Source organism: Pseudomonas serbiensis, from assembly GCF_030580745.1.
In the GTDB taxonomy this organism is placed as follows: domain Bacteria; phylum Pseudomonadota; class Gammaproteobacteria; order Pseudomonadales; family Pseudomonadaceae; genus Aquipseudomonas; species Aquipseudomonas serbiensis.
The window spans coordinates 44,027-57,416 of the sequence record NZ_JAUQOO010000018.1 but is presented as its reverse complement, the minus strand read 5'-3'; the positions used below and the strand labels follow the sequence as shown (position 1 = coordinate 57,416).

General features: G+C 58.6%; 12 protein-coding genes. 3 read left to right on the top strand and 9 right to left on the bottom strand.

The window, feature by feature from the left end:
* The first annotated feature begins 29 nt into the window (after positions 1 to 29).
* Positions 30 to 644, top strand: a complete 615-nt coding sequence (locus Q6A51_RS20800) for a TetR/AcrR family transcriptional regulator (RefSeq protein ID WP_304575627.1) — start codon at positions 30 to 32, stop codon at positions 642 to 644.
* Here the strand turns inward: Q6A51_RS20800 and Q6A51_RS20795 are convergent.
* The 3 genes from Q6A51_RS20795 to Q6A51_RS20785 form a co-directional block, all read right to left on the bottom strand.
* A complete protein-coding gene (locus Q6A51_RS20795) occupies positions 637 to 1,554 on the bottom strand; it encodes a sugar ABC transporter substrate-binding protein (protein WP_374004986.1) in 918 nt (305 codons plus the stop codon). The genes Q6A51_RS20800 and Q6A51_RS20795 overlap by 8 nt on opposite strands.
* Before the next feature lie 103 nt (positions 1,555 to 1,657).
* The gene (locus Q6A51_RS20790; RefSeq protein ID WP_304575626.1) at positions 1,658 to 2,449 is read right to left on the bottom strand and encodes a TIM barrel protein; all 792 of its coding nucleotides are present in this window, start codon (positions 2,447 to 2,449) and stop codon (positions 1,658 to 1,660) included.
* A complete protein-coding gene (locus Q6A51_RS20785; protein ID WP_304575625.1) occupies positions 2,446 to 3,468 on the bottom strand; it encodes a Gfo/Idh/MocA family oxidoreductase in 1,023 nt (340 codons plus the stop codon). Before Q6A51_RS20785 ends, Q6A51_RS20790 begins: the two co-directional genes overlap by 4 nt.
* 190 nt (positions 3,469 to 3,658) lie before the next feature.
* Here Q6A51_RS20785 and Q6A51_RS20780 point away from each other — a divergent pair, with 190 nt between their 5' ends.
* Positions 3,659 to 5,650, top strand: a complete 1,992-nt coding sequence (locus Q6A51_RS20780) for a sigma-54-dependent Fis family transcriptional regulator (RefSeq protein ID WP_304575624.1) — start codon at positions 3,659 to 3,661, stop codon at positions 5,648 to 5,650.
* On the opposite strand, the gene Q6A51_RS20775 is transcribed toward Q6A51_RS20780, so the two are convergent.
* Positions 5,628 to 6,581: a LysR family transcriptional regulator gene (locus Q6A51_RS20775; RefSeq protein WP_201017221.1), complete on the bottom strand. Its 954-nt coding sequence runs from the start codon at positions 6,579 to 6,581 to the stop codon at positions 5,628 to 5,630. The two genes, Q6A51_RS20780 and Q6A51_RS20775, sit on opposite strands and share 23 nt — an antisense overlap.
* Positions 6,582 to 6,814: 233 nt before the next feature.
* Here Q6A51_RS20775 and Q6A51_RS20770 point away from each other — a divergent pair, with 233 nt between their 5' ends.
* On the top strand, positions 6,815 to 8,035 hold the full coding sequence (locus Q6A51_RS20770) for an MFS transporter (protein ID WP_304575623.1): 1,221 nt from the start codon (positions 6,815 to 6,817) through the stop codon (positions 8,033 to 8,035).
* Between the two features lie 321 nt (positions 8,036 to 8,356).
* Here the strand turns inward: Q6A51_RS20770 and Q6A51_RS20765 are convergent, their stop codons facing one another.
* The 5 genes from Q6A51_RS20765 to Q6A51_RS20745 form a co-directional block, all read right to left on the bottom strand.
* Positions 8,357 to 9,058, bottom strand: a complete 702-nt coding sequence (locus Q6A51_RS20765; protein ID WP_201017148.1) for a helix-turn-helix transcriptional regulator — start codon at positions 9,056 to 9,058, stop codon at positions 8,357 to 8,359.
* Between the two features lie 3 nt (positions 9,059 to 9,061).
* Positions 9,062 to 9,994 (bottom strand): NAD(P)-dependent alcohol dehydrogenase, encoded by a 933-nt coding sequence (locus Q6A51_RS20760; protein ID WP_304575671.1) that lies wholly within the window; start codon positions 9,992 to 9,994, stop codon positions 9,062 to 9,064.
* 115 nt (positions 9,995 to 10,109) lie between these two features.
* Positions 10,110 to 10,727, bottom strand: a complete 618-nt coding sequence (locus Q6A51_RS20755; RefSeq protein ID WP_304575622.1) for a glutathione S-transferase family protein — start codon at positions 10,725 to 10,727, stop codon at positions 10,110 to 10,112.
* 106 nt (positions 10,728 to 10,833) lie between these two features.
* A complete protein-coding gene (locus Q6A51_RS20750) occupies positions 10,834 to 12,474 on the bottom strand; it encodes a dipeptide ABC transporter ATP-binding protein (RefSeq protein WP_304575621.1) in 1,641 nt (546 codons plus the stop codon).
* Positions 12,471 to 13,388 (bottom strand): ABC transporter permease, encoded by a 918-nt coding sequence (locus tag Q6A51_RS20745; RefSeq protein WP_304575620.1) that lies wholly within the window; start codon positions 13,386 to 13,388, stop codon positions 12,471 to 12,473. The genes Q6A51_RS20750 and Q6A51_RS20745 overlap by 4 nt, the downstream gene beginning before the upstream one ends.
* Between the last annotated feature and the right edge of the window lie 2 nt (positions 13,389 to 13,390).

Here is a 13,390-nt window from a genome sequence, read left to right as displayed (position 1 = left end):
TTTTAAATACTCATGTTCTGGAGCCGCCCGTGAGCAAAGGTCGAGCAGCCGTAAACCCCAGGAAAATCCCGGCTCAGGCGCGCTCCCGTGCCACGGTCGATGCGATTATTCAGGCGGCGACTTACATTTTGATCCGGGTCGGCTGGGAAGGCCTGACGACCAATGCCATTGCAGAACGTGCGGGCGTCAATATCGGTTCGCTGTATCAGTTCTTCCCGAACAAGGAAGCCGTGATTGCCGAATTGCAGCGGCGCCACGCGGTGGCCACGCGCACTGACTTGCTCAAAGCGCTGGAAGTCTTGCCGCAGCAGCCCTCTCTGCGCGACGCACTGACCCTGATTGTCGAGATGATCGTCAACGAACACCGTGTTGCGCCGGCATTGCACAAGGCAATCCATGAGGAGCTGCCCCATACGGTGAGGCAGGCGGATGACCCGGATCAAATGCGCAAACAGTTCGCTGAGGTGCTGAAGCCGTTCATGAAGAATGTCCCCGACCCGGATCTTTCGATCTACCTGATGGCTATCGCTGCGCACGGCATCATCCATACCGTGACTGCCGACAGGCCAGACCTGCTCGGCAATCCGGATTTTGTCGCAGAAGTCGTCACGCTGCTTGAGAACTATCTCTGTCGGGCTACTTGAAGTGTTGTGCGAAGGTCGAGACCTGATCCGGCCTGATCAATTGGTAGGGCACCCATATATCGGACTCTACGGGCTCTCCCTTTATCATCCGTAGCGCGGCGGTGATGGCACTGCTGGCCTGGGCCTGCGGGTCCTGAAACACCGATGCTGCCAATTGACCGCGCTTGATGGCTGCAAGACCATCGGGAAGGCCGTCGATACCTACAACAGGTGTCGAGCGTTGCCCGGCCTGTTGCAGTGCCATGGCGGCACCGATTGCCATTTCATCATTGTTGGCCACGACCGCGTCGATCCTGACTCCGGCCAGTAACCAGTTGCTGGTCAGGTCCATGCCTTTGTCACGCTGCCACATGGCACTCTGTTCACCCACGATCCTGATGTCGGGATACTGCTTCAAAACCTGCTTGACCCCTTCGGTTCTGCCTTGGGTCGCGTTTTGCACCAGATCACCCATGATGATCGCCAGATTCCCTTTGCCGCCCATCTTTTCAGCCAGGTATTGCATCTGTAGCTGACCGGCCTGGATGTCCTGAGAGGCTACGGCCACAACGCCGGCTGGCAGTGTCTGTTGGTCGGGGCGGCGGTTGACGTAGACCAGCGGGATTGTGGCCTTGGTGGCGGCACGAGTGATATTGACGGCAGCAGCGGTATCGACCGGCAATACAATGATCGCATCCACTTTCTGGCTGATAAAGCCCTCGACCTGGCTGAGCTGGCGAACCACGTCCCCTTGGGCATCCTCGAACTGGATCTTCACGTTTTCTTTTTTCGCCGCGTCATTCAGACCGTTGCGCACGTAAGTCATGAAGTTATCGTCGACCTTGGCGATGCTGACGCCGATCCGGTAGTCGGCAAGCACCCCATGACTGAACAGCAGGGTCAGGAAGGCAAGTACAAGTGAGTGGCGCATGATGGTTTTCCTTTTGTTTTTATGAGTTGAAATTCATCAAGTAAACGGTGCTTCTGGCCCCGCGCCGGACAGCTCGATGGCCGGGCCAGAGGCTTTTGAATATTCACTCCTCCAGAGTAAAGGCCTGGCGAAAACGGTGTAGCGCAATGTCCGGATCGCCGCTGGCCCAGCCTTCCAGGCCGACCACGCCGCTGTAGCCTGTTCGATGCAGGGCTTTGGCAATGGCCGGGTAATGGATTTCCCCGGTGCCGGGCTCCATGCGCCCAGGCACATCCGCCACCTGGATTTCTCCGATGGCGGTGCCTGCACGCTGGATCAGTTCGATCAGGTTTCCCTCGCCAATTTGCGCGTGATAGAGGTCCAGATTCATTTTCAGATGAGGGCTATCCACTGCTTCGATCAGGGCCAGTGTATCTTCGGCCCGGGAGAAGGGCGTGCCGGGATGGTCGACTTGTGTATTGAGGTTTTCCAGCAGGAATACCCTGGAATGCTCCTCTCCAAGCCGGGCGATTTTCTCCAGGGTCTTGCAGGCGTTCAGCCACATGCGCCCGCTGGCATGGCCAACAGGTTTGACCGGCAGGCCCTTGTTATCCAGGCCGGTGCCATGCAGGTTGAGGCTGGGGCAGTTCAGGCGCTCGGCAACGGCCAGTGATTCTCTGGCGCTGTCCAGCAAACGCTGAATATCTTCGGCGTCTGTCAGGTTGCCCGAGATATAGCCGGTCATGGAGGTGAAATCAGCGCCAGTGGCACTCAGCGCAGCGATGTCCTTGGTGGTCCAGTCCCAGATTTCGGCACTGAATCCCAGCTCATGGATACGCTGGACACGTTGCACGAAGGGCAGGTCGAGAAACACCATTTCGGCGCTGACTGCCAGTTTGAAGGGGCAGAAACTCATGCCGGTTCTCCTTGTATCTGGACTGTCTTGCCCTGCTGGACTGACTCGATGCAGGCGCGGGCAATGGCCAGTGCCGCCCGGGCATCTTCACCGCTTGCCAGTGGTTTTTCGCCACTGCGCAGGCAGTCGACAAAGTGATTGAGTTCGGCGATGTAGGCATCGCGCAGCAGATCGGTGTCCATGCGCTGGGTATCGGCCTGAATGCCATCTGCCAGATAACGCACCAGTTCGGACTGGGCGACGCTGCCCATGGTCAGCATGCCCGCGCTGCCAAAGACTTCACCCCGCACATCGTAGCCATAGACCGCCTGGAAGTTGGCCTCGGCAGTCGCGATGGCGCCGTTATCGAAACGGATCGTCACCACAGCGGTGTCCAGCAGGCCCTTGTCCTTGTAGGCCGGAGCGACCAGTGCATCGGCCATGACATTCACCTCCACGGCCCTGGCGCCGGGGTTCAGGTAGAGCAGGGCATCGAAATCGTGGATCAGCGTCTCCAGAAAAATGACCCACTGCCCGATGCCGGCCGGATTATTCAATGCCGGGTCGCGGGTGACCGAGCGCAGCAGTTGCGGTGTACCAATCCGGCCGGCGACGACATCCAGATGCGCCTGACGAAAGCTTCTGGCAAAGCGTCGATTGAACCCCACTTGCAAAGGCACCCGTGCGTCGGCGGCTGCGGCGATGGCCCGGTCGGCTTCATCAAGCGTGATTGCCATGGGCTTTTCGCAAAAGACGCCTTTCCCGGCCCGGGCGGCTGCGATGACCAGTTCGGCGTGGCTGCGAGCCGGAGCCGCAATCAGGACACCATCGATTTCAGGGTCATCCAGCAATTGCTGCGGATCTGTGTAGACCCGCTGGACATTGAGCTTTTCAGCCAGGCGGGCGGCTTGCCCCGGTGTCGGGTCGGCAATGGCAGCCAGGCTGGCTCCCGGAATATGCAGGGCGGCCGTCTGGCCATGAAAACTGCCCATGCGGCCTGCACCGATGAGTCCCAGGCGAATGATCTTGCTCATATGCATGCGTTCCTTGTTGTTGTAGTTGGATGAGCGAGTGGGGTCATTCGCTCTTCTGAGAGGAGAGCAAGCGCTGTGCCATTTATTAATTGATTGATATTTAAGGAGAATTATTGTTTTTGATTCTAGAGAGTGTCTATTTGAAAGACATGTCTACAATGACATGTCAAAGATATGAACACTCAGAGAGCTGGATATGGCCGATCATTCGTTCCTGACATTGCCTCAGGATGAGCTGGACTACATCACTGCCATCGGCCCGCTGGCCCTGAGTGACGGGCCGATGGCCGAACTGCAACAGGCCTGGCGCGAGTGTCTTGCAGGCAGGGTCGAGCCTCATCCTGAGGTCAGACCGGTCATCTGGGCTTCATGGCGGCGCAGTGTCGATAAGGGGATCGACCCTGAAGATGCCGAATACCGGTTCGTCACGCCGACGGCTCTTGTTGAAAAACTGACCGGCAACGCCTTATTGATCGAGACAGCCCGGGAAGTGATGCGTGGTCTGCTCGCCTATAACCCCAGAGGCCATATCAACCTCACCGATCCTCAGGGCACGACCCTGAGTTTCTGCGGGCTGGACATCACCCCGGTAGGCAGTCGCCTCTCGGAATCCATCCAGGGCACCAATTGCACCGGTTTGGCAATTACCGAGGACCGTCTGGTTTACGTGCTGGCCGAGGAAAACTTTGCCAATGGCCTGCGGCAGCGCCGAATGCATTGCGCCGCTGCGCCGATCCGCAATGCCAGTGGTGAAACCCTGGCAATCCTGACCCTGACAGCCGAACCTGGCTGGTTTCATTTCCATACTCTGGGCACCGTGCAGGCGGCGGCTGAAGCCGTTTCGCGGCAAATGGCGTTGCAGGCTCTGCTGGACGAACAGCGCAGCGTTCTGGAAGTGCTCAATGAAGGCTTGGTGGTCCTTGATGACAAAGGGTGTATCAAGGCACTCAATCGCTATGCCCGCCAGTTGTTCCGGGTCGGGCCTGAACTGCTGGAGCGCCCGTTCCTGCAACTTGGGCACAGTGAGTTGAACGAGGAAATCATGCAGCGCCAGGGCGAAGCGTTGCGGGATCTGGACTGTACCTTTCAGCTCCACGATGGCACTCAACTGGCATGTCTGGTCTCGGTTTGTCTGGCCGGGCAGGGTGGTCGGGTCGTGTCGCTGCGTGAAAACCGGCGCATCCGCGAAATCACCCGCCGCATCATGGGGGCTCAGGCTCGCTATACCTTCGATAGCATTCAGGGCAACTCCAGAGTCATACAGGACGCGCTGCGCCTTGGCAGGATTGCGAGTCGCAGCGACTCCACCACGCTGATTCTCGGAGAAAGCGGAACCGGCAAGGAATTGTTCGCTCAGGCCATTCATAACGCCAGCGAGCGTAGCAGCGGTCCCTTTGTGGCGGTCAATTGTGGCGCCATTCCCCGTGAGCTGGTGCAGAGTGAGCTGTTTGGCCACGTTGAAGGCGCGTTTACCGGATCGGCCCGCGGTGGTTCGGCGGGCAAGTTCGAGCTGGCGGATGGCGGCACCATTTTTCTCGATGAAATCGGTGACATGTCGTTTGACGCCCAGGTCAGCCTGTTGCGGGTCTTGCAGGAAGGCGAGGTAACTCGGGTCGGTGCCAGGAAATCCCGGCAGGTGGATGTTCGTATCATCGCCGCGACCCATCGCAACCTGAGTCAGGCCGTGGCTGAAGGCGCGTTCAGGGAAGACCTCTATTACCGGCTCAATGTCCTGAACCTCACCGTGCCTCCGTTGCGGATGCGCAAGGAAGACATCTCCCTTCTGGCGCAGCACTTTCTCGATCGTTGCGCTCAGTCATTGCGCAAGGCGGTGTCGGGCATTTCTGCCCCGGCGCTGGAAGTGCTCATGGCGTATTCATGGCCGGGAAATGTACGCGAACTGGAAAACACCATCGAGCGGGCCACCAATCTGGCTGCGACGGTATTGATCCAGCCAGGTGATCTGCCTTTGGAAATCATGCAGTCATCGCTGCGCGCACAACACACATCACGCCCTGAATATAACGAGGCGCCTGATCTGGGAGCCCATGAAATGAATGCGATCATCGGTGCCCTGAAGCACACCAATGGAAATATCCGGCTGGCGGCAAGGCACCTGAAGGTATCTCGCGGCGGGCTGTATAACAAAATGAACCGGTTCGGGATCAGTGCCGATGCCTTTCGCTAGGCGGGCCTGACCATGAACCAGCCTCGGTTCGCAGCATATCGACCAACTCCCGAAGGCCCGGCGGCATTTGCCTGCGGTCCGGGTAGTAGATATGAAAAGGAGGTTCGATGGGAGACCACTCAGGCAGCACCACTTGCAGTTCACCCCGTTCCAGATGACCGCGTATGCGATCCTCCAGGCAGTACGTGATCCCTCTGTCAGCCAGGGCCATTTCAATGCCGAATTCGGTTTCGTTGACACATAACTGCCCGGTCACATCAATTGCCTGATGCTCCCCGTCCTTCTCGAAGTCCCAGCGGTAGATCGTTCCGTTGCCAGTGCGGATCTGGATGCAGTTGTGATTCTTCAGGTCTTCGGGATGCACAAGGCGCGGTGAGCGATTGAGATACCGTGGAGAGGCTGACGCAACCCATCTCAAGGGGCCGCTGACGGGCACGGCGATGAAGTCCTCCGGGATGGTTCCTCCGTACCGGATACCTGCATCGAAACCTGCGGCGATGATATCCATCATACGGTCGTCCACGGCTATTTCGACCGACACGTCGGGGTAAGCGTCCAGAAACGGAGGCAGCCATCGAGTGAACAGCAGGCGTGCTCCGTCATTGAGAACGTTGATGCGCAACCGTCCCGAAGGCTTGTCACGGTGCCTGTCTACTTCAGCCAGTGCGCCGCCGATCTCCTGAAAACCGATTGCAAGCCGTTTGGCCAGGGTTGTACCCGCATCCGTAGGAGAAACCGTGCGGCTGGTGCGATTCAACAACCGCACGCCAAGACGGGTTTCCAGATTGCGGATGGAATGGCTGAGGGCCGAGGTTGTGATGCCCAGCTCGACGGCGGCTTTGGAAAAGCTTCGATGGCTTTCGACGGTCAGGAATGCATTCAGGTCGGCCAGGTCTGCTCGTGACAGTCTGGTAGTGGGAAGCACGGGCATCATGGATTCTCATTGTTGAGTTTTGCTCAATGCTTCCTTCGATTGCTCTAAACAAAATCGAAGGATGCAGAGTTTATCATTAGAAAAATTCAATGATGCGACAGGTTGCTTTACACAAGCAATGGCACGGGCTTGCCGAACGGTTTTCCTGTCCGCCCGGGTGTACCGGAGAAAACTACCGGGTTCGCCCTTCGTACCGTGTCATCTCGTTAACCGCTTTGCAGGAGATTTTCATGAGCCATTCAGACAGCGTTGCGGTCGGCGATCTATCAGCGACTACTGCTCCTCATAGCGTAACCGCCGCGATTGTGACGCTGGGTCTCGGCGGGCTTTTCATCGGTACGGGCGAGTTCGTTTCAATGAGTCTTCTGCCGGGCCTGGCAGAGAGTACCGATGTCTCGATGCCGACTGCCGGTGGCTATATCAGTGCCTATGCGCTTGGCGTGGTGATCGGTGCTCCTGCCATTGCGATCATGGCTGCGCGCTGGCCGAGAAAGCTTCTGCTGATTTCGTTGCTGGCCTTGTTTGCACTGGGGTATGCAGCAAGCGCGGTGGCCTGGGATCACATGTCGCTGCTCGGAGCCCGGTTTCTGGCTGGTTTGCCCCATGGCGCGTATTACGGCGTAGCCTGTCTGGTGGCAGCAGCCATGGTGGCCGAGAACCGCAAGGCTCAGGCAGCAGGGTATGTGATGGCCGGGCTGGCGGCGGCTAACGTGATCGGCGTACCGATTGCGACCTGGATCGGACAGCTTTGGGGCTGGCGCGCGACCTTTGCTGCACTTGCTGCTGCCGGAGTGGTTTCGATGGGGCTGTTCTGGTACTTCGTACCCACGATCCCCAAAGATGAAAAAGCCAGCCCCAAGGCAGAGTTGAGCGGCTTGAAGCGGCCTCGGATATGGCTGACTCTGGCGACGGCCTCGATTGGTTTCGGTGGAATGTTTGCGGTGTACAGCTACATCACGCCGACACTGACTGAAGTGAGCGGCTTTGGCGTGGATCAGGTGCCGATGGTTCTGGCCCTGTGGGGGCTTGGCATGATCGTCGGTAACCTGGCGGGAGGCTGGCTGGCAGACCGGGCACTGATCCCCGCCATTTTCTGCATCATGATCTGGAACGTTGTCTTTCTCGGGCTTTTTTCCATCTATGCGTCTTCGACCTGGGGCTCGCTGACGGTTCTGTTTTTCATCGGTTGTGGCTTTGCACTCGTGCCAGCGCTACAGGTTCACCTCATGAATATCGCGGGTGAAGCGCAGACCCTTGCCGCCGCCCTCAATCACAGCGCCTTCAATATCTCCAATGCCGTAGGCGCAAGCCTTGGAGGGCTGGCCATTGCCTCCGGTTTCGGGTGGGCGTCCACCGGCTGGGTAGGAAGCATCCTTGCGGTATCGGGTGTCGTCTTGATGAGTGTTTGCGTGCTTGTTCAGCGGCGGGAAGAGCGCAAGGCAGGAAACTGAAGCTTAACGCAGGCCTTCGGCAATCTGTTGTGAAGTGGTAATTTACGCGCCCATTCTCTTTTAAGCAGATCAAGGATTGTCGGCTGTGATTGACATACTGGTTGAAGTCGTTTTTCGAGCTGTTTTCTACTTTGTCGGCTGGCCTGTGATGAAGGCTCTCACGCTAGGGAAGTACCCAGTGAAAGGCTCTTTGCTTTCAGAAACCCCGCAGGCCAACTTGACGTCTTTGACAGGTATTGCCGTCTTGGCGCTTATAGTCCTGGCAGTACTGATGTAGTTCGTGATCCCTTGGCACTTTGCGCAGGCTTGCGCTGCACTCCATCAACTGCAGTCACTCTGGTTACAGGGATGAGCTTCCTGAGCCCGCCATTCCTTGATCAGTTGCTGGCGAGGGCGAGAGTAGTGATCCTTGAGGAAGTCCACTTCTGCTATCTGGTCGGTCCGGAAAATTCGATAGCCCTCGCGCAGCTCGCACCATCCTGCAATAAACAGGCGTGATTCGACGAACCCCAGCATGATGGGCCAGATGATTCTTTGTGACTCTGCGCCATTCTTGTCGGTGTACCGGATGTGCAGTTTGCGTTGCTCGCGCAGTGCCTGTCTGACCTTGGTCATATCCAGGACTGTGGAGTCCTTCCTGTCGCGGTTGATATAGATCGTATTGTCGTCCAGGGAGCGCCGCATATCCGGCGGCAGGACCGCATGGATTTTTGCGAGGGCGTTATCGACGGCGTGAGCCAGACCCTCGTCGGTCTGGCGGCTGACCCACAGCGCGCCAGCCACCAGTGCCTGGATCTCTTCCTCGGTAAAGGTGAGGGGTGGCAGAAGGAAGTCTGGACGCAGCATGTAGCCCACGCCAGGCTCTCCGGTGACGTCTGCGCCCATGGCCTGCAAAGTGGCGATATCGCGGCGTATGGTGCGCAGTGAAACTTTCAGTTCGCCCGCAAGCACTTCACCGGAAACCGCGCCGCGGTGGCGGCGAAGCACTTGCATGAGGTCGAATAATCTATGGCTTCGTGACACGCTTCAATCCATCGCTACAAGGGCCTTGCCAGGGATTCTCCGGCCTCCCTCCAGCGCGGTGATAAGCGCGATGGCTTCGTTCAGGGGAACGGTCTGAGCTATGGAAACCCGGAAATTGCCATTCTTTACGGCGCTGGCAAGGTCGTCAAGAATACCGGGGCGCGGTGTGCAGATAACGGGTTTTAGGCGCCGGTCAATAATGGCACGAATGAACTTGCCGGGGCTGGGTGTCAGATCCAGGAATACGCCTCCCTTGCGCAGCATTCCAAACCCGGTGGCGGTCGTCATTGTGGCTGCCGTGTCATACACCACGTCAAAACGCTCCTTGATGTCAGCAAGGTTTGTCGTCTGGTAGTCGTAAACGGTTTCAACGCCAAGGAGCTTTGCCTGCTGCATGCCGCCAGCACTGCAACTGCCTGAAATCCTTGCGCCGGTCATGCGTGCGATCTGCACGGCGGCTTCACCCACTGCGCCGCGACAACCATTGATGAAAACATGATGGCCTGCCGTCAGTCTTGCCTTGTCTGCAAGGCCGTTCCAGGCTGTGACTCCGGGTGTTGCGAGACAGGCCGCATCCTCGAAAGACACCTCATCGGGTTTCCTGGCCAACAGCGCTTCCCTGGTGATCACAGCCTCTGCCAATGCGCCACTTTCCTTGAAACGGGCAAGCCCGAAAACGGCGTCACCGACCTTGAAGCGCGTCACGCCGGTGCCTGTGGCAATGACTGTCCCCGAAAAATCCATACCCATCGTACGGGGGAACGCCTTGCCTGTAATGAGTTTCATCTGGCCCTGACGCAGCTTCCAGTCGATAGGGTTGATGGCTGCAAACCGGACCTTTACGGCGACCTCGGAGTGACCGGGTGAGGCCAGTTCGAATGACTCAAGCTGCATGACACTGGCATCGCCGTAATTGTGGTACTGGATACGCTTCATGATAGGTGCGGTACTCATGGGGAGTTGAGGCAAGCCTAACGCCCACTGGTGCCAGATTCTGGCACCAGTGTTTTATGAGTAAGTGCCGACGGAGTCATGAAGCGACTGCTTATGCCTACCCGTAAAACCCGGTCTCACGCGCCTGCGCACTTTTCCAGCTATCAAGGTTCCTCAGCGTGGCCAGATAGCGCTGAATATTGGCGTAGGCCTGCGGCTTCTCCAGCCGCTCCACCAGTTCAGCGACAAAAAACATCATGAAGTCCGCACCGCTCAGCTTTTCGCCGACCAGAAACGTCTTGTTTTCCAGTTGCTGGTTCAGATAGCCAAAGACTTTTTCGCATTCGACCTGCGCATAGCCGGGCAGAAAGGAGAGGGTGGCCGTTTCGCGCTGTGCAAAGATTTTCAACAGCGGTGGGAGCATGGCGGAGCTTTCGGAGAAGTGCAGCCATTGCAGGTAGTCCAGATAATCCCCTGTGTATTTTTCAGGGGCAAGGTGCGGCGCGAAGCGTTCGATGAGAATCTCGGTGATGGCGCCGGATTCGGCAACGACCTTGCCATCAAGCTCGATAACCGGGGATTTGCCCAGAGGATGGATGGCCTTCAAGGACTCGGGTGCAAAATGGGTCTTGCCGTCGCGACGGTAAAACTCGATGTCGTACGGCGCGCCAATCTCCTCCAGCAGCCAGAGAATGCGGATGGAGCGAGACTGGTTCAGATGATGCAGCCTTATCATGGTCTTTCCTTGAGGCGATGAGCGATAAGGCATCCTAGAGGTCTGGCTGGTTGGCAGCCAACAACGTTATTTGCAGAGCCCCATAAATTATTTTATGAGGCTGCTCCTATGACGCAGCCTGCAATTCCAGGCTCCGGCCCGGTATCGCGGCAATAAGCTCTTGCGTGTAAGCCGCCTCGGGCCGCTCGAAGACGTCGCTGGCGAGACCTTGTTCGACGGTCTTGCCGTGTTTGAGCACCAGTACCTGATGGGCGACGCTGGCAACCACCGCAAGGTCATGGGAAACCAGCACATAAGCGATGCCCAGTTCACTTTGCAGTTCGACGAGCAGGTCAAGGATCTGCGCCTGAACCGAAACATCGAGTGCCGAGACAGGTTCATCGAGCAGCAGCAGGTCCGGTTGCAGGGCCAGGGCTCTGGCAATTGCAACCCGTTGCCGTTGTCCGCCTGACAGCTCGCGGGGCAGTCGATCCAGATAGGCGGTTGGCAGGTGAACCCGTTCGATAAGCTGGCGTGCAGCCTGTTCCAGTTCGCGCCCCTTGAGCAGGCCAAAGGAAACCAGTGGTTCAACAATGCTTTCAAACAAGGTAAAGCGTGGGTCGAGGGCGCCGAACGGGTTCTGCTGAACCAGCTGGATACGCCGCCGCAACGGCCTGAACTCGTTCCAGCCAAGGTCCGTGACATCGCGGTCCTCAAACAGTACTCGTCCGTGGGTCGGCTTTTCCAGGCCCAGGGCGATGCGCAATGCCGTGCTTTTGCCCGAGCCGGATTCGCCGACAATGGCCAGTGTCTGGCCCGGATAAACCTTGAAATTGACATCCTGCAAGGCCTGGAAGTCGGCGTCTTCTCCTTTCACATAAGGCAGGCGATAGGTCTTGCCGATATTGCTCAAGGTCAGCAACGGCGTAGCGTCGGGCGAGATATTGCGCGGCGCGGCCGGGCTTTTGCGCTGTCCGAAAGCAGGCGCTGCGGCAATCAATGCGCGGGTGTAAGCGTGCTCTGGCTTGATGAGGATCTGCTGTGGCGGGCCTTGTTCCACCAGTTCACCGCTTTTCATCACCAGCACCCGGTCTGCGCGATCAGCCGCCACGCCAAGGTCGTGGGTGATGATCAGCAGGGAAATGCCACGTTCGCCCACCAGACGTTGCAGGTGGTCGAGAATCTTGCGTTGCACCGTGACATCCAGCGCGCTGGTCGGCTCGTCGGCGATGATCAATCGCGGATTGCCCGCCAGAGCAATGGCAATCAGCACCCGCTGACGCATGCCACCTGACAGTTCGTGCGGGTACTGCCGGGCGCGCAGCACCGGTTTGTCGAGCCCGACCTGTTCCAGCAACTCCACGACATCGGCATCGATGGCCGGGTAGCGACGGCCGTGGGCCTGGACCAGCGCTTCGGCAATCTGCTGGCCAATGCGCAAGGTCGGGTTGAGGCTGACCATCGGGTCCTGGGGAACCAGGCCGATGATGCTGCCGCGGATCTGCCGTTTTTCACGTTCAGAGGCGTGGCTCAGGTCGTTGCCATCGACCCGCAGTTCGCCGTGGGTGATGGTTGCGTTATCCGGCAGCAGGCCGAGTATCGAGTTGGCGATGGTGGACTTGCCGGAGCCGGACTCGCCGACAATCGCCACGGTTTCGCCTCTTGCCACTTGAAAGGAAACGTTACGCACGGCCTGAGTGAGCTGCCCGTTGAAGCGATAGGTCACGCTCAGGTTCTGGAGATCGATCAGTTGAGGCGTATCGGTCATCGTTGAGTCTCTTCCAGGGTGCGGGCGATATGGTTGAAGCTGAACACTACGGTGACCAGAAACAGGCCAGGCAACAGTGACACCCAGGGCGCGGTCATCAGGAAGTGACGGCCGTTGGCAATCAGCGTGCCCCATTCGGCGGCTGGTGGTTCTGCGCCAAAGCCGAGAAAGCTCAGGCCGGCGGTGGCCAGAATCGCTGCGCCGAAGTCCAGAGTGGCCAGCACGGCAACCGGGCCCCAGGCGTTGGGCAGGATGTGTCGCAGCAAGGTTCGGGTCCAGCTTGCACCGCCCAGGCGTGCCGCCTCGACGTAGGGCAAGGTCTTGACGCGCAGCACTTCGGCGCGGGTGGTGCGGGCGAAGCCGGGGATGATCCCGACACCCACCGCGATGGCCACCGGAATGGTGCCGAAGCCGATAGCCGTGACAATGGCCAAAGCCAGCAACAGGCCGGGCAGGGCCAGTAATACATCGATGAAACGCATGATCACGGCATCGATACGGCCGCCCGCAAAGCCGGAAATCACCCCAAGGCTAAGGCCACCGGCCATGGCGATGCCGACGGCCAGCAAGGCCGCCTGCACAGACAGGCTGGAGCCATGCACGACGCGGGTATAAAGGTCGCGCCCCAGCTCGTCGGTGCCGAACCAGTGTACGGCATTGGGCGGCGTGAGCTTGTCGGTCGGCGAGGTGGCGTAGGGGGCATAGCTGCTGAGCAGGGTCGGAGCTATTGCTGCCAGCAACGCAAAGGCAACGATAGCCACCGCCAGCAGAAAGCCGGGTCGACGCAACAGTGGTCTTGCGGCATCGAAAGCCCGGCTCAGGCTGCTGCGCCGCCGCCACTGGGTCGCAGGCGGTGTTTCACTGCGGCTGACAACGCGAGCCAGACGCGCAAGGCGATTATCGAAAATGGTCATGG

Bases quoted from the DNA above. Each gene is read 5' to 3' on its own strand.
- Q6A51_RS20750 (WP_304575621.1), bottom strand. From the start codon at position 12,474: ATGACCGATACGCCTCAACTGATCGATCTCCAGAACCTGAGCGTGACC.
- Q6A51_RS20775 (WP_201017221.1), bottom strand. From the start codon at position 6,581: ATGCCCGTGCTTCCCACTACCAGACTGTCACGAGCAGACCTGGCCGAC.
- Q6A51_RS20795 (WP_374004986.1), bottom strand. From the start codon at position 1,554: ATGCGCCACTCACTTGTACTTGCCTTCCTGACCCTGCTGTTCAGTCAT.
- Q6A51_RS20785 (WP_304575625.1), bottom strand. From the start codon at position 3,468: ATGCATATGAGCAAGATCATTCGCCTGGGACTCATCGGTGCAGGCCGC.
- Q6A51_RS20755 (WP_304575622.1), bottom strand. From the start codon at position 10,727: ATGATAAGGCTGCATCATCTGAACCAGTCTCGCTCCATCCGCATTCTC.
- Q6A51_RS20770 (WP_304575623.1), top strand. From the start codon at position 6,815: ATGAGCCATTCAGACAGCGTTGCGGTCGGCGATCTATCAGCGACTACT.
- Q6A51_RS20760 (WP_304575671.1), bottom strand. From the start codon at position 9,994: ATGAAGCGTATCCAGTACCACAATTACGGCGATGCCAGTGTCATGCAG.
- Q6A51_RS20745 (WP_304575620.1), bottom strand. From the start codon at position 13,388: ATGACCATTTTCGATAATCGCCTTGCGCGTCTGGCTCGCGTTGTCAGC.
- Q6A51_RS20790 (WP_304575626.1), bottom strand. From the start codon at position 2,449: ATGAGTTTCTGCCCCTTCAAACTGGCAGTCAGCGCCGAAATGGTGTTT.
- Q6A51_RS20780 (WP_304575624.1), top strand. From the start codon at position 3,659: ATGGCCGATCATTCGTTCCTGACATTGCCTCAGGATGAGCTGGACTAC.